The sequence below is a fragment of the Paenibacillus sp. NPDC057967 genome, from assembly GCF_042887015.1.
Lineage (GTDB): Bacteria > Bacillota > Bacilli > Paenibacillales > Paenibacillaceae > Pristimantibacillus.
Genome location: NZ_JBHVQB010000009.1, coordinates 133,508 through 149,160 on the forward strand (window position 1 = coordinate 133,508; position 15,653 = coordinate 149,160).

17 protein-coding genes are annotated in these 15,653 nt (G+C 48.9%); 10 read left to right on the forward strand and 7 right to left on the reverse strand.

The window, feature by feature from the left end; genetic code table 11:
* The first annotated feature begins 225 nt into the window (after nucleotides 1-225).
* Nucleotides 226-561, forward strand: coding sequence for a hypothetical protein (locus ACFVSO_RS22735; protein ID WP_387477899.1), 336 nt, complete (start codon nucleotides 226-228; stop codon nucleotides 559-561).
* A 515-nt stretch (nucleotides 562-1,076) separates the two neighbouring features.
* Nucleotides 1,077-1,412 carry a DUF6809 family protein gene (locus tag ACFVSO_RS22740; RefSeq protein ID WP_387477902.1) on the forward strand — a complete coding sequence of 112 codons (336 nt, stop codon included), beginning with the start codon at nucleotides 1,077-1,079 and terminating at the stop codon, nucleotides 1,410-1,412.
* Between the two features lie 49 nt (nucleotides 1,413-1,461).
* Here ACFVSO_RS22740 and ACFVSO_RS22745 read toward each other — a convergent pair whose 3' ends face one another.
* On the reverse strand, nucleotides 1,462-1,824 hold the full coding sequence (locus tag ACFVSO_RS22745; RefSeq protein WP_387477905.1) for a helix-turn-helix domain-containing protein: 363 nt from the start codon (nucleotides 1,822-1,824) through the stop codon (nucleotides 1,462-1,464).
* Nucleotides 1,825-1,962: 138 nt separating this feature from the next.
* On the opposite strand from ACFVSO_RS22745, the gene ACFVSO_RS22750 reads away from it, so the two are divergent.
* Nucleotides 1,963-2,394, forward strand: a complete 432-nt coding sequence (locus ACFVSO_RS22750) for a hypothetical protein (protein ID WP_387477908.1) — start codon at nucleotides 1,963-1,965, stop codon at nucleotides 2,392-2,394.
* A gap of 74 nt (nucleotides 2,395-2,468) precedes the next feature.
* Here ACFVSO_RS22750 and ACFVSO_RS22755 read toward each other — a convergent pair whose 3' ends face one another.
* Together ACFVSO_RS22755 and ACFVSO_RS22760 are read right to left on the reverse strand one after the other, a co-directional pair.
* Entirely contained in the window at nucleotides 2,469-3,812 is a 1,344-nt protein-coding gene (locus ACFVSO_RS22755) for a sensor histidine kinase (protein ID WP_387477911.1), read from the reverse strand.
* A complete protein-coding gene (locus ACFVSO_RS22760) occupies nucleotides 3,809-4,495 on the reverse strand; it encodes a response regulator transcription factor (RefSeq protein ID WP_387477914.1) in 687 nt (228 codons plus the stop codon). The genes ACFVSO_RS22755 and ACFVSO_RS22760 overlap by 4 nt, the downstream gene beginning before the upstream one ends.
* 173 nt (nucleotides 4,496-4,668) lie before the next feature.
* On the opposite strand from ACFVSO_RS22760, the gene ACFVSO_RS22765 reads away from it, so the two are divergent.
* From ACFVSO_RS22765 to ACFVSO_RS22790, 6 genes are all read left to right on the forward strand, one after another.
* Nucleotides 4,669-4,875, forward strand: coding sequence for a DUF5957 family protein (locus ACFVSO_RS22765; protein ID WP_387478408.1), 207 nt, complete (start codon nucleotides 4,669-4,671; stop codon nucleotides 4,873-4,875).
* Between the two features lie 35 nt (nucleotides 4,876-4,910).
* Nucleotides 4,911-5,300: a DUF6220 domain-containing protein gene (locus tag ACFVSO_RS22770; protein ID WP_387477917.1), complete on the forward strand. Its 390-nt coding sequence runs from the start codon at nucleotides 4,911-4,913 to the stop codon at nucleotides 5,298-5,300.
* A gap of 178 nt (nucleotides 5,301-5,478) precedes the next feature.
* On the forward strand, nucleotides 5,479-6,513 hold the full coding sequence (locus ACFVSO_RS22775; protein ID WP_387477920.1) for an ROK family transcriptional regulator: 1,035 nt from the start codon (nucleotides 5,479-5,481) through the stop codon (nucleotides 6,511-6,513).
* A gap of 27 nt (nucleotides 6,514-6,540) precedes the next feature.
* Entirely contained in the window at nucleotides 6,541-7,746 is a 1,206-nt protein-coding gene (locus tag ACFVSO_RS22780) for an MFS transporter (protein ID WP_387477923.1), read from the forward strand.
* A 130-nt stretch (nucleotides 7,747-7,876) separates the two neighbouring features.
* On the forward strand, nucleotides 7,877-8,644 hold the full coding sequence (locus ACFVSO_RS22785; RefSeq protein WP_387477926.1) for a tryptophan-rich sensory protein: 768 nt from the start codon (nucleotides 7,877-7,879) through the stop codon (nucleotides 8,642-8,644).
* Between the two features lie 150 nt (nucleotides 8,645-8,794).
* Nucleotides 8,795-10,150, forward strand: coding sequence for a hypothetical protein (locus ACFVSO_RS22790; protein ID WP_387477929.1), 1,356 nt, complete (start codon nucleotides 8,795-8,797; stop codon nucleotides 10,148-10,150).
* A 69-nt stretch (nucleotides 10,151-10,219) separates the two neighbouring features.
* Here ACFVSO_RS22790 and ACFVSO_RS22795 read toward each other — a convergent pair whose 3' ends face one another.
* The 4 genes from ACFVSO_RS22795 to ACFVSO_RS22810 form a co-directional block, all read right to left on the reverse strand.
* Complete coding sequence (locus ACFVSO_RS22795) at nucleotides 10,220-10,945, reverse strand: ankyrin repeat domain-containing protein (protein ID WP_387477931.1); 726 nt, start codon at nucleotides 10,943-10,945, stop codon at nucleotides 10,220-10,222.
* Between the two features lie 32 nt (nucleotides 10,946-10,977).
* Nucleotides 10,978-12,474, reverse strand: a complete 1,497-nt coding sequence (locus ACFVSO_RS22800; RefSeq protein WP_387477933.1) for an S-layer homology domain-containing protein — start codon at nucleotides 12,472-12,474, stop codon at nucleotides 10,978-10,980.
* A 136-nt stretch (nucleotides 12,475-12,610) separates the two neighbouring features.
* Nucleotides 12,611-13,303, reverse strand: a complete 693-nt coding sequence (locus tag ACFVSO_RS22805; RefSeq protein ID WP_387477935.1) for a response regulator transcription factor — start codon at nucleotides 13,301-13,303, stop codon at nucleotides 12,611-12,613.
* Nucleotides 13,304-13,308: 5 nt separating this feature from the next.
* Complete coding sequence (locus tag ACFVSO_RS22810; RefSeq protein ID WP_387477938.1) at nucleotides 13,309-14,778, reverse strand: sensor histidine kinase; 1,470 nt, start codon at nucleotides 14,776-14,778, stop codon at nucleotides 13,309-13,311.
* A gap of 183 nt (nucleotides 14,779-14,961) precedes the next feature.
* On the opposite strand from ACFVSO_RS22810, the gene ACFVSO_RS22815 reads away from it, so the two are divergent.
* The gene (locus ACFVSO_RS22815) at nucleotides 14,962-15,651 is read left to right on the forward strand and encodes a response regulator transcription factor (RefSeq protein WP_387477941.1); all 690 of its coding nucleotides are present in this window, start codon (nucleotides 14,962-14,964) and stop codon (nucleotides 15,649-15,651) included.
* Nucleotides 15,652-15,653 lie beyond the last annotated feature (2 nt).

Genomic DNA, 15,653 nt, shown 5'->3' on the forward strand with positions numbered 1-15,653 from the left:
GCCGGTAATGTCACATTACGTTGATAGGCAGGATAGCAAAATAATTTCACGAATACTTTCTGCATAGATTTAATTAAGATGTTCGTAAATAAGATGTTAGATGAAATACCACAAATAATGAAAGGACAATAACAACAATGAAATCAAAGACTATAAAATTACTTAAGTCATCACTACTTCTCTCAGTAATATGTATATTTGTTTCTTTAAATGGATTGTTTTCGAATGTTATTGCGCAAAAAAGTGCAAATACCTACCTGGATAATTTTAATACAGATTATTCCACTGCCGATTTTTTTGATTATATTAACAATGACTAGTCTTGATTTAGTCAAACAGGATTATGTAACTATAAGGGGAAAATTAGTTGAAAAGAAAGTATATACTGTTGGAGTTTTAATGGAAAATGGTAAAGTGAAGAAATTTAGGGCGCATAAAGAATTTGTTAAAGAGATTAAAGAACTGAAATTACAACAAGAAATTGAAATCCAGTATTATAGACGAACTAAAGCGGTGACACAAATTAAGAAATTAATTGAACCAGAGTTCAATGAACATTGACAGCTAATTCAATGATGCCTGGTACTCATCTGCCGGGTGTCTCACTTTCGGGCTTAGCTATTACTCGAAGTTATCATTTTTGCTTTTTGGAAGTTCGGATGTGCGGATGCCCTGATGCGCTGATGTCAACGCAACGGAAGTGACAGCTCTTATTTCCTTCCAAAACGCGATTTTGAAGTTTAAACGGAAACAAGCGACCTTATTTGCACCAAAACCGCGATTTTACTGGATTTATCGCTAAATAGCGTCATCCATTTCCGTTAGAATGAAAATTCACGACAATATGCCCGATTAAGGTCGCTCATTTCCGTTACAGCATTGATCGAATTACAAGTCGTTGTTTGAAAAATACCAGGGGCTATACATACCTATAATACTTTCAGTGTAAAACACACTGAAAGTAAATATTGAATGAAACACTGCATTATACTCGTCTTAGGGTTAGCATTTTTTTGAGATATGAAAGAACTCAGAACTTGCGTGAGGAGGGACCCATCACAGGGAGGGGATGCGCTTTGAAGAGCTTGTTGGAAATGCTGTACGAGGGGGAACTGTTGCCTTTTGAACAAATCAGTGTACGGGGAGCTAAATACCGTGAAGTGTGCAATCAAATCGCGGACAGCATGAACCAGTGGCAGGAGCGTCTATCGGCTGAACAATTTCGGCAACTCGAACAATTGCTGTCGCTGCGATCACAGATCGGGGACATGGAGATGTCGGCATCATTTATCTATGGCTTTAAGCTTGGCGCGGGGCTGATGAACGAAATGATCGACGGCCGTGATGAATGGCTAAAAGGAAAGGCCACAAATGGGGAAGGGCCCTTTCATGCCAACCACGAACGGGGTTGAAAACAACAAAGCAGCGCCGCATTACCTTTGCAGGTACGCGGCGCTGCTTTCATGTACGTCCGAACGCCTTTAATATTTCCTCAGATATCCGATGAATCGCTCTAATATCCTCTACAGACTTATTCCGCAAAAATTCTTTATGTGCGGTTAAAATGTATTCTTTATTCATTTCGTTATCCTCAATGGGTTGATCCTCTGCATTCTCGAAAGGGAAGAACTTAACAAAATCCACTTCGAGCGCCATTAGGATTTTTTCCAGGGAATCAATCGAGATATTGCGCGCTCCACGCTCAACACCGCTTATATACTGATACATCATATCCGCTTTTTCGGCCAGTTCTTCTTGGGTTAAGCCTCGTTGTTTGCGAATGGTGCGAATGCGATTTCCGATAAATTTCTTAAGTGTTTCCATTGGCTTATTTCACCTCAATAATTTGAGGGTAGGTAAAAGAAAGATCATTTATAAGCTCATTATTGGTTAAGTTATTGATAACTAAACTCATAAGTTATATAATTGATTTGTTCATATGAAATAAATGAGGGGATAGCCATGGATCTTCTTTTACGCGGTATTCCGGCAAAAGCGTTGTTTTATCATTCCGATAGCAATGAATCCTATGAAGTGTTCGTTTCGATTCAGCATGGCTGGCCAGATGCGCCGCGCTATTGCCGCAGATGTGGGGACGAGGACATCTTAGAGGTGGAGCGGTGCGATTATGAGTTCATTTATTATGTCCATAATCGAACGCTGAAGCGTTATTTTGTGGAGAAAATGATTATGGATACGGAGAGTGAAATTCAACTGTATGAGAAGGAAATTATGCATTGCCCGATCATTCATTTGGCCCAAAGATGGGACGAGACGGACAGCGATCAATGGTGGACACAGCTTTATCCGTCACGCTTCGAATTGCTGCGATTGAACAAGCAGCGGGCGTTAAGACGGCTGAAGCGCTATATGAAGCTGCGCAAAGAGTGCTGACCCAAATCTGACACACGATTAAATATACAAAACCGACCTCAAAAGGGTCGGTTTCTTCGCGTTTAATGGAACCCCTAATAAGGAAGCTCAACGGTAAATACCGTTCCTTGCCCCAGTGTACTCGATACTTCAAGTATACCATGATGGGCAACAACGAATTCCTTGGCTATAGCAAGTCCAAGCCCCATGCCGCCACTGTTGCGTGCGCGGGCTTCATCCGTCCGGTAGAATCGGTTGAAGATATGTTCCACCTGTTCGGGCTCCATCCCGACTCCAGTGTCGGAGACCGCAATTCGCAGGAAAGAGCGATCCCCCTCACGCCGATCTTCCAGCACAACCCGGATAGATCCGTCCTCTGGCGTATAGCGTATCGCATTGACCAGCAAGTTGAGCAGCACTTGGGTCATGCGGTTGGCATCAAGCTCCATTTCTTGTCTGCTTGCAAGATTCTCCATCGTCAGGTCGATGCGCTTTTCCACGGCAGCCGGTTCCACATGCAGCATCACTCGCTGTACGAGATCAGCTATATCCGCAGGTTTCTTCTCTAGCGGAAGCTTGCGGGCTTCCGCGAGCGACAGGAGATGGAGATCATCAACGAGCCGCGACAGCCGGATCAGCTCGTCTTGAAGCGGCAGCAGATTTTCCGGCTCGATGGAAGAGCCCGATTGCTGAAGCGCGTCCAGCTTGCCGCGCACAATCGTCAGCGGCGTGCGCAGCTCATGGGCGACATCGGCCACCAGATTGCGCCGCACATCTTCGTTGCGCTGCAATTGCGAGGACATGGAGTTGAAGGCGACAGCAACCTTGCCATACTCATCCTTCGAGAGGACAGGTGCTTGCGTCCCTAGCTCTCCCTGACCTAGCCGATCGATCGCTGGAATCAGCCCTCGAAGCGGGGCTGTAATTCGTCTGGCAACCCAATAGGCAATAAGAAGCGAAATAAGAACAAAGATAATCGTCGACACCAGCAAGAGAAAGGTTACTGATATCGGAATGCCTAGGCGCAGCTTGGATAGCCCGGCTACCTCAGAATCATAGTACCTCAAGTGTCCGATGACTTGGCCATCGGCACGCAGCACTTCTTTCAACCCTAAATTAGCGATCATCTGAGGATTGGCTGTTCCTGTGGCGTACAGTTCCCGGCGGTCCTTGGACAGCAATACAATGCTTGCTTCCGGGTAATGGCGCCAACTAGCGTCATCTGGCTTGAATTGCTGAATGCCGTCCCATGAATGCCCATGCTGATTGTAATAGCGGGTGAACTGCTCGGACAGCTCCTCCATGAGTTCCCCTCTGGCCTGGCCAGCCATCACCTCAAAAGACTCCTTAATGACGAAGTACGTCAGGAATACGAATATCGCAGCCAGACAGACGACGAACGACACGATAGCGAGAAATATTTTGCGGGTAACCGTCATTTGCCGCCGCCGAACCGATACCCAAAGCCATACACCGTTTGAACATATAGGGGATTAGCGGGATCGTCCTCGATTTTTTTGCGGATACGGCTAATGTGGGCGTCTACCGTTCGTTCATCGTTCAGTATATCGTCCTCAAGCGCCGCTTGCAGAAGCTGCAGCCTGCTATAGACAATTCCCGGCTTGGCCGCCAAGGTGAGCAGCATCTTGAATTCAGTAGGCGTCAGCGGAGTTTCTTCATCGCGCTTCCATACGCGGCATTGCGCTTCGGACAGCGTCAGCTCGCCGCGCTCCATCGTCTGGGGCGCCATAGCATTGCCGTCCATTCGCCGCAGGACGGAGCGGATTCGCGCAGCCAGCTCGCGCAGCGAGAAGGGCTTCGTCAGATAGTCATCGGCGCCGACCTCTAGCCCGTTAATTTTGTCGCTTTCCTCCGTTCGGGCTGTGACCATAATAATGCCCATCGCTCCGATTTTGAGTAGCTCACGGCATACATCTATTCCATTCATGCCTGGGAGCATCCAATCGAGCACCACGAGCGATGGATTAGCCTCCTTGGCTTTATTCAGCGCATCGATTCCGGTATTCGCGGTCACGATGTGATAACCTTCCTGTTGCAAGAACGACCTCATAAAATCGATAACCCCAGCCTCGTCATCAACCAGCAGCAATGTATGCGTCAATCGCTTGCACCTTCCTTCTTTCAGTCATACTCCCCATCAGTATATCCCATAATTTCAGCCTCCGGCGAAAATTCATGCGAACCGTAACACTTCGTCATAAGTTCACAACATCTTGTTGATAGGATGACATCAGGGTCAAGATTGACGACACAGAAGGGAGGATTGAGAAGTTGATGAAAAATAAAGCAGTCACCGTGCTTATCGCTATAGTTGGAGGTTTTGTCGGAGGGTTCATATTATCCGAGCTGATCGGTCTCCTTGGATTTTTATTATTCGGGAAAGCAGTCGGGGTCAAATATTTGCCGATTATCCTGCCCATTATTTGCGCAGTTGTCGCCCTTATTTTCACAAGCATTTGGAAGCCGAGGAAAGCGTCATGAGAAACGAAGAGCCTAGAAAAGGAGAGAATTTGCTCATGGGAGATGTCATACAATCAAACGGGCGTATCAGGCTGTTCAGAATCCTATTTATCGTATTTGCTTGGGGATTAGTGGCCTGTATTGGTTTGCAGACGTTTACAGCTGGAATGGCTGTATTCTATGATGCTGAACATTGGAGACAGCATGAAATCTTTGTCCATATTTTTGGCTATGTACCGCTCTTGATGCTACTGTTTGCCTTCCCGGCCCAGCTTCCCAAACGGCTCAAATGGATGAGCCTGGCGTTGTTCTTGCTCATCTATCTTCAATATTTTACAGCGAATATGCCAGCGGCAGGCGCGTTTCATCCCGTCATGGCACTGGTGCTCATCGTATTGGCGCTGCAGGTGGCGAGATCGGCGCAAGCACGATTCCGTACCGAGTAAAAACCAGATCAGGCAATTTGCCTGACTAACCGGCTTGAAACCTGACCGATTTTGGTCAGGTTTTTTGTTTTTTTGGCATCCTGCAAGAATCGTATTGTTCAAATAAAGGATACCTGCTATGATCATGATGGCTTATTAAACGCATTTAAAAAGTATTTCGACTTCGAGGCAGGTGAGAATGGTGAATGAAATCCCTTCATCGCAGGATACGAAGCTAGCCATCATCCGGGGCATTCGATCGGTGTTGCTCGAGCTGGGCAGCGCTACAAAAGCGGAGCTGAGCGGGGCACTGAACATCAGCTTCCCTACGGTCAGCAAGTTTCTGCTGCAGATGGAGAAGACAGGGGAGGTTTCCTTGCTTGGACTGGATGAGTCCAGCGGGGGGCGGCGGGCACAAAGGTACGCCTATAACCCTAATTACCAGATGGGTCTTGCTATTTTTCTGGAGCGTCACGAAACGAACTATATCATATTCAATGCTTCCGGTGATCGAATCGATGATGGCCACGCGGGCAGTCTGCTTGGGGAAGAGGTGCCTTGCTTAACGAAGCTGATTGAGACGATCAAGCATGCTTATCCGGCCATACAAGCCGTATCGATTGGCGTGCCAGGAGCGGTGAATAACGGCAAAATCTTTCTTATCCCCGACTATAAGAACTATCATGGAATAGACTTGAAGCAATACATCGAGGAACGTCTGTCGATACCCGTTGTCGTCGAGAACGATATGAATGCTGCTGTCCTCGGCTACCAGGCCTATAGCAAGATGCAGGATAAGACGTCGTTGGCTTACATTTATCTAGGGCAAAATGGTCCCGGTGCAGGGATTATCGTTGGCGGGGAGATTGTGCGCGGGAAGTCGTTTTTTTCAGGCGAAATATCCTTTATACCGCAATATGATCGTCAAAACTTTCACCAGGCATTAACAAGCGTCAAGAGCGGAGGTGGCAGTGCGGAGGAGTCGGAGGAACGAACGGATGCGATTGGTCGTATTGTTGCTTCGATAACCGCCATCTTGAATCCTCATGCGATTATATTCGGGAAAGAAGAAGTGAACTCATCCATACTCCATCAGATTGCAGAGAGAAGCGCAGTATATGTTCCGAAGGAGCATCTTCCTGAGCTGGCGGCAAGCGATTGGAAGCAGGATTATCTATACGGATTGCAGCGGCTTGGACTCGACTTGCTGCTTTCATGCAACACCCATACGTAACCAACAAGAAGGAGCACAGATATCATCATGGCAACGTTCTTCTTAATTATCATTTATTTGGCATTTATTAGTCTGGGACTGCCGGACTCCATGCTGGGGTCGGCTTGGCCTGTCATGAGACTGGATATGAACGCGTCATTAGGCACTGCGGGCGTACTATCTATGGTTATCGCAGCCAATACGATTGTATCCAGTTTATTGAGCGGAACAGTACTGAGACTGTTCGGCACAGGGAAAGTGACACTGGTCAGCTGTATTCTGACAGCAGGAGCTTTGGTCGGATTCTCATGGTCGCCTTCCTTGATCTGGCTTGTCCTGTTCGCGATTCCGCTGGGTCTGGGGGCGGGCTCTGTCGATGCGGGGCTGAACAGCTATGTCGCTGCCCACTACAAAGCCCATCATATGAGCTGGCTGCACTGCTTCTGGGGTGTCGGCGCATCGCTTGGACCAATTATTATGGCGTCGTTCATGGCAGGCGATAATCTGTGGAGACAAGGGTACCTTGCCGTTGCCGGCATTCAATTCCTACTGGTGATCATTCTGTTCGTCACACTTCCATTATGGGATAAGGTGGCGAAGAGCAGCAAGGTGGTACAGAGCGATCATGAGACGCCGGATCAGCGTAAGGAAGAGACGGCTCATGCTCCTGGCACGGTTAAGTCTTGGCGTGTAAGAGGCGTTAACCTGGCTCTGCTTACTTTCGTGTTTTACAGCGGCGTCGAAGCCAGCGTAGGCTTGTGGGGAAGCAGCTTCTTGGTTAATATCAAGGATTTGCCTGCGGCTACTGCCGCTCAGTGGGTATCTTTATTTTATGTAGGGATTACGGTCGGCCGGATGCTGACTGGGTTCATTACATTTAAAGTGAACAACCGTATGCTGATTCGATACGGTCAATGGGTTGCTTTGGCTGGCACTGTGCTCTTGATCCTGCCGCTTCCATCCATCGTTTCACTAGCTGGATTGATGATCATCGGACTAGGACTGGCGCCAATCTTCCCGTGCATGCTGCACGAGACACCGGCACGATTCGGCAAAGGTCATGCGCCGTCCATTATCGGCTATCAGATGGCGGCGGCCTATACAGGCAGCACCCTCGTACCGCCATTACTCGGGCTGCTTGCGTCTAACTCTACAATCGGTATCTTCCCGATGTTCATCATTTTGTTCGCTGTAGCGATGATTCTGTGCACGGAGCGATTGAATTATTTTGTGAGAAAAGTACGGGTTGGATAAGAGGTTCATCGATTGTCATAGCCGTCTCCATGTTTAAAACATAACCATTCGGGTAAAGGCATAACATACCCATTACAAGGGCTGTACAAGTCCCGGCACAGGATGGGATATAAAACATTGGAGGCTGCCTATGAAGCGGATATATGCGTGGCTTAATTTGATCGGTTTTGTCGGCATGATTATAGTCAATTTCTTAGCCAACAAGCTGCCCATTGGCGGCAAAACGACCGGGGAGATATCGGGCCAGCATCCGGTGCTGGTGACGCCTGCCGGTTACGCTTTTTCCATATGGTCCATCATCTATATGCTGTTGTTCCTGTTCGTCATCTATGGCTTTACGAAGGACGGGAGAGCCAGCAGCAGGGTATCGGCGATTGGCGTATTTTTCTTTTTATCTTGTTTGTTTAATATCGGATGGCTGTTGCTGTGGCATTATGAGCAACTGACAAGCAGCGTGTTTATGATGTTCGCTTTGCTGATCACGTTAGGTATCGTGTATGGCAACATCAACCGTACACAGCCCGCAAGACAAGCGGAAAGATGGTCGGTTCGGCTGCCGTTCAGCATCTATCTGGGATGGATTTGTGTCGCGACGATTGTGAACGTGGCAGTTGCGCTCTCTGCCGGCGGTTGGGACGGATTCGGCCTTGCGGATACAATGTGGGCGATTATTATGTTGGGCATCGCGACGGTTGTCGCTTTGGCAATGGGATTATGGTATAGAGATGTCGCCAGCATGCTCGTGTTTATTTGGGCGTTCATTGCGATTGGCATCAAGCAGCAGGCTTACCCGGAGGTTGCTTACACGAGTTATGCTTTAGCAGCGCTGCTCGTTCTTGTGGCATTGTTCATCGTTGTGAAAATGGTGAAGGGGACGGAAGAGGTAAAAATAGTGTAGCTAATTCTGTTGATCTTTGTTGCAGGTATAAGAATTACTTGCAACATAACCAGTCTCTGACGTGTTTCTATATAAAGTACTTAGAGTGAAGACGGTGGCTGAGAAGCCGCCGTTATTTTTTTATATTAGAATAGGTGAAGGAGTGATTGAATGCACCGATACAGAACGGGTTTAATATTCATCTTAACGGCGTTACTTTTTTTATCCGTTATCCTGAATTTGTTTCAATTCAATAAAAACAAAAAAATGGATTTTGCCATCTACCAAGTTGCAATGGATTCCAATCTTCAACAGTATAGCAAAATTGGAGAGATTCAGCAAACCTTGGCGAAAGCCGTGGATGAAAAAAAGTTATACGCTAATGATTTTCGACTCCGTGAGCATTTTCAACAATTAAGCATGACTTATATGGAAATGGTGATCCTGTACGGGACGCTGAATTCTTACCGGGATGTTAGCAGTATTGGAACGAATCGCTTGATCGATATGCTGCGGGATTATGCTCAGTACTTCTCACAATTTAATACACAGGATCTTCCTTTGGCGGAGGATGAGCACGGGCAGTACGTTCAATTAACCGATACTCAGGTTGAAGGCATAGCTGTAATCGCACAAATGATAGGCGAACTTGATCACATCCGATTAGGGGTGGGGTCTTCATCGGATGATATCCGTTCGAATTGGGAGAATATCATGCGGAATAATGAAGCTGTTAGCAACTCGCCAGATGTTGCAGATAAGCATCAGCATATTATTAATGAGATTATTCAGGAAGAGGACTCTACACCACAAGTTGAATTGGATAGGGCCACTCTTCCCGATGGTTACACCGTTGATTCGATAAAAAATGCAGTTATCGAATATGCCAACTATCGAATGTGGACAAGTCCGGATCACATCTACGGAACCGTTAGTGAAAAGAGCTTTGAGCCTTTCATTGGTCAAACAATTGATGTAGACGTTCGAGTGTATGCCGATGAAGCAGGAGAGGAGACGGTGTATGCCCACACGAATAAGGCGGATTGGCTGATCGTGTTAAAGCAGAAAGTGGACATTGTATACGGAGACGGACAAGTGAGCGAAGGGGAAACGAGTTGGCCGCAAGGGAAGTGGGAGTCCGTGGCTCAATTTCCGATTTCGATCGAGAAGGCCCGTAAGCCGAACTACGGATCTTCTCCACGCAAAGACAAGATGATTGCTGCGGCAGAAGCTCAGTTAAAATACTATCTATGTGAAGACTTCGTTCGAGGAGAAGGCGGGGAGAAGTGGATTGGCGCCACAGCTTACTTGACTGACTTCTTTGAGTATGAGGAAGGTGCTTCGGCTTGGCTGATCCGTCTCGATGGGTATGCTGTCAATTCACCGGTCGCTTTCGTCGAGGAAAACAACACAATTAACGCAACTGGGGCAAAAGGCTTCATTCTGGAAAATATACACTTGCAGGACCCTGGATTTACGTATGAGCAACAGATCAAAGACACCGTTTTAAAGTTTACTTGTGAATAGACCAAAATGCCAGAAGGGCTGTTCCAGCAGATGATCTGCGGAACAGCCCTTTTGTGATTAACAGCTCGATTACCTTGCTCCAGCTTGCTCCAAGCTCTTAATCATCTCTTGATAGCCGTGCTTCTTCGCATGCTGGAGCGGGGTGACGCCTGCGGAATCGCCGAGGTTGACATCGGCTCCGTGTTCAATCAGCAGATTGACGATCCGCTGGTGCCGCTCGCCTCCGTCGCCTAATATGATGGCCTCCAGCAGAGCGGTCCAGCCTAGATTGTTCACATGATCAATGTTTACGTCAGAGGTCGTCAGCAGCTCCTCCACGATCTCGACATGACCCCGGTCAGCGGCGGGGATAAGGGCCGTGCCGCCAAAACGGTTGGTCAGTGTCGTATCCGCTCCTGCCGTTATGGCTGCCCGGACGAACGGGAGCAGCCCTTCCGCTCCGGCGTAGAGAAGCGGGTTATCAGAACGCTGGTCCCGAGTATTGATATCCGCGCCATGCTCGGCGAGAAGGGTGAATACATCCAATTGATTCGAATGGACGGCGATCATGGCGGAAGTTCGTCCTTTCGCATCGACAGCATTCGGATCGGCCCCTTCATCCAGAAACCGGAGCACCGCTTCCTGATCCCCTTCTGTGACTGCGGTCCATAATGCCTGATTCTGATCAAGGTTTCCCATATCATTCACCGTCTGGGAGGATTGCGGCTGGCCTTCTGTCTGAGAGTCGCGGTTGCTCTGGCAGCCTGAGACAATCAGGGTAAGGGCTAGCAGGATTAAGACGCTTATTCGCAACATGTCCCATCCTTTCTTTCAAGATTAACGTTGATTTACGATTGCAGAGTTACGTCAGTTGCCGTTGCCCAGCTGCCGACAGGAGTTACTTCATACGTAACGCCTTCAGCAAGCTTGCCTTCATTCTGCAGTTCGAATACGCCAACTGCGCCTTTGCGGGTTTGTACTTTGTATTGAGCAGTCAGCGTCGTGCCGTCAGAGCCCTTCAATTGAACCGAGCGGTAACCGAACAGCTCATCGCCAGGGTCCGCTGTCAGCGTCACATTCAGCGTAGTCGCATCGACCTTCGTAGCAGAAGCGATCTGGAGCGGGGACATAGCCTCAGCTGTGAACGTGTTGTTTTTCAGCTCGAACCAGTCCGCTGTCACGGTATATTTTACGCCAGGCTGAAGTGTAGTGCCAGCTGGCAGACGGAACTTCGGCTCTTGCTTGCCATCGGTCGATTGTGTAAAGCCGACATAGCTTACTGTAATCGGCTCTCCACCTTCAGGTGTCAGCGTAGCTTGTCTAGTCGCCAGGGACGAAATGATTTGCATAGGCTGTCCATTCCACTTGTTGTTCTCATCCACGACGATCGCATTGGCACCGCGGCCACCCGCATAAGCGGAGATGAGATAGCCATAGTCAACGACACCGTCCGCGCGGAAGGAGTCTACCTCGAACGTATCAGCCGTTACCTGGCGGACGTTCTGAAGCTGGATCATCTCATCGCTAGCTTGCACACTATGCGTATGCTGGCCTTTGTAGTTTGTTGTATATGTCGTACCCGGTGTCATCGTCTGTACCGGAACGATGTAAGTGGCGATCGATCCCGTCTTCAGGCGCGGCTGATTGACGAGCTTCAGATCATGGTTGAAGGCAAAGTTGGCATTGGCTGCAACAGTCGTCTCATCCTCCAGCGTAAGCGGTGCGGAGAACGTCACTTCCAGTGTAATTTTGTTCAGCGATCTGATGGATACGATCTCGGCGGCTTCAGAACGAATCGCCTTCTCGGACAATACAAGCAGTTGAGCGGCTTGTCCGCGAGTCAGACCTTGCTCTCCGGCACCGAGTTGTTCCATCCAATGTTGAATGGACTTGGTATCACGTTGCAGTGCTTTGGCGATGATCGCCGAGATATCGGAGCTTGCTGCCGGTGCGTTCGGCTGCAAAGCGTCTGTGCTTTCTACAAGTCCGCTAGTTGCAGCAGCTTCCAGATACGAGGTGTACCAGTGATCTTGCTTGCCTTCCAATTGCTGTGCGGCTTTGCCTTGATCAGGATTCAGCGCAAGCAGAATCATCTTCATCATCTCGGCATTGGTTACTTGCTTCTCGGCTCTCATGCTGCCGTCGGCATAGCCTCTAAGCACGCCTTGGTTAATTAATTGCTGGATGGCTTGCTCGGCTTGCTGGTTGAAATTTGTGATTGCGGATTGCTGAATATTGGCTACCGGCGCCAGTGATGCCGCCTTTGCCGTGAACGGAAGCAATGCGCCCCCGCCTATAAGTGCTGATAGAGCGACGATTGCCGCTTTCTGATTGATCGTTTTCATTGCTTATCTTCCTCTCCGTTAATAGTGGTGTGTGGCTTATATTCATCTTAAGCGACCACTCTAAATCGGCAGATAAGAAAGTATAAACAATTTCTAAACGGAAGGATAACTTTTTGCAAAGTCGACTATCTGACCATCAGATTGTGAAGCGATAGCCAGCACCCCAGACTGTATCGATGAACTGCGGATTGGACGGATCGGCCTCGATTTTCTCTCGGATTCTGGAGATATGAACCGTCACCGTAGCGATGTCGCCGCTCGATTCCAAACCCCAGATCCGCTCGAACAGCTCATCTTTATTAAACACCCGGTTCGGATTCGAAGCCATGAATAGCAGTACTTCGAATTCCTTGGCGGTGAGTGCTACTTCCTTGCCATGCACGAAAACCCGGTGCGACGACTTGTGGATGGACAGCTCCCGAATATCGATACGGTCTGTATTCGCGGCTTTCTGTCCGCCTGTGAACCGTTCATATCGCGCCAGATGCGCCTTTGCACGGGCGACAAGCTCGTTCGGGCTGAAGGGCTTCGTGACGAAATCGTCCGCACCGAGGCCGAAGCCCCGGATTTTATCGATATCCTCTTTCTTCGCGGATACGATCAGAATCGGCACATCCAGCTGCCCCCGGATCATCCGGCAGATCTCGAAGCCGTCCATGCCCGGCAGCTGAAGATCGAGAATGATCAGATCATAGCTTCCTTTGAGCGCCTGCTCCGCGCCTTCGCGACCATCATGCCACACATCCACACCGAAGTCATGCAGCAGGAAGTAGTCCTTTTGCAGCTCCGCAATATAAGGGTCATCTTCAATGATTAAGATTTGCTTCACTGTTATCACCGACGATCTACAAAGTTTTTTAGTGTAAAACAGATGGTTGCGCCTTGTCCGGGCTCGCTGCTTGCCCAAATTTCACCGCCATGTCCTTCGACAATCTGTCTCGCAATCGCAAGCCCCAGTCCGCTGCCGCGCACGGATGGGCTTCGCGACGGCTCCTCCCGGTAGAACCGCTCAAAGATATGGGGGAGAGAGTCCGGATGAATGCCAGGGCCGTTATCCGAGATGCAGATTAAGACTTGATCCTCCTGACGCTTGATGCCGATCGTCAATTGCTTAGGATGCTGATTCATGTACTTCAGGGCATTATCAAGCAGGTTCATCAGGACGCGCTTCAGCTTCTCGCGGTCAGCGAGGACGAACAGCGCCTGCGGCTCCTCCTCCCAGCGAACCTCCACGGATTGGTTGTCGAGTTCGATTGACAGTTCGCTCACAATGCGATGGAGGAACGGACTCAGCTCCACTTGCTCGAACGAGAAGGGCTCCTTGTTCAGATCAAGCTTGGAGTAGAAGAGAAGCTCATCAACTAGCCGTTCCATATCAGTCGCTCTCGTGTGAATAGCCTCCACGTATTGGTTCAGCTTCTCCGGCGTATGTGTCACGCCGTCCCGGATGCCCTCGGCATAACCCTTAATCGTCGTGATCGGCGTACGAAGATCATGCGATATATTCGAGAGGAGCTGCTTGCGGTTGTCCTCGTAGTGGAGCTGCAGCTGAATCGACTGATACAGTTTATCTCGCATTTGGTCGAAGGTTTGGACCAGTTGTCCCACTTCATCGCGAGAGGAAGCCTTAAGCTCATAGGTCAAGTCGCCGTCTTTGATATGCTCGGCTGACTTGCGGAGCTGGTCCAGCGGATGGACAATCTTCCGGGTCACATAACGGTAGAGCAGAAAGCCGGTTAATAATAAAATCGCAACAAAGACGAATATTAACAAGGGAAGCAAGGTGCGAATCATCTCGGCAAAGGGGCTTCTCTCCCGCAGGACAAAGATGCTGCCCTTCTCATCGGTCTCCGCAGAGAAATAGAAATCAAACTTCGCATACGAGAAAAAATGATTGCCCGCATTCATGGTATGACGAATGGTGTTGTTATACATATCGTAAGGCGGCAATACCTCGTCCAGATTGACATCTTTGAGCTTGGGAGCGGCATAGAGGATCTTATCGTTCTCCCGAACGACCAGCATCGCCTGTACCATTTTCAGCTGATAATCATATTCTTCGAGTATTTGCCGGTTTTTGAGCTGGGCCGGATCATGCTTGGCCAAATATTTCATGTCGAGAAATAAATTCTCCTCCTCCTCAGAGAGAGGGTGGAGCGATAGATGGATCTTGTAAAAACTGCTGATACTGCGGAAATCGCCAGTCACCGCTACTGATAGCAGATAAGCGGCAAGCACGAACAAGATAACAGAGATGACGACGACCGATGTGAACGACAAGAGCAGTCTGAAGCGAATCGACACGCGCAAGCTCTCCTTTCCCGGCGGATTTCTTATCATGATTACATGCGCAGCGCGCATTAATAAAGAATTGTAGTGGAGATTGTTATTCTTCGCAACCGTGAGACTTATCATCACGCCTGTTTTCTATTATCTGCCTCCCCATGCTATGATGGTGTCAAATCATACGTAGATCAGGAGATTCATATGGAGAAGACCAAAATACTCATCATCGAGGATGAAGCGGCCATTGCCGATCTGCTCGCCTATGGATTAACCAAGGAAGGATATGCCACGAGGACGGCGTCCAGCGGTGCCGAAGGATTGCGCGAGGTTGCGCAGTTCCGGCCTGATCTGCTTCTATTGGACTGGATGCTGCCAGATGCGAGCGGGTTGGATATATGCAAAAAAGTGACCGCGGAGTTCAACATTCCCATTCTGATGATTACCGCCAAATCCGATATTACGGACAAAATTCTAGGCCTTGAATTCGGGGCTGACGACTATATAACGAAACCGTTTGATCTGAGGGAAGTGATCGCCCGTATTCGAACGATACTCCGCCGTTTGGCGCAGGCGAGCAGATCCAGTCAGGAAGAGGACGCCATACAGATCAAGCATATCGAAATTAACCGCAGCGAGCGAGTTGTGAAGAACCAAGGTTGCGCTGTGGAATTGACGCCCAAGGAATATGATCTGCTGCTGAAGCTGACCGGCAACCGGGGCCGGATCTATTCGCGGGAAGAGCTGCTGGAGCTGGTATGGGGTTACGACTATGCGGGTGAGACCCGGACGGTCGACAATCATATTCAGCGGCTGCGCAAGAAGCTCGATGCCGTCGATCTGATCACGACCGTCTTCGGTGTCGGCTACAAATTCGAGAAGGACATGGATTAGTG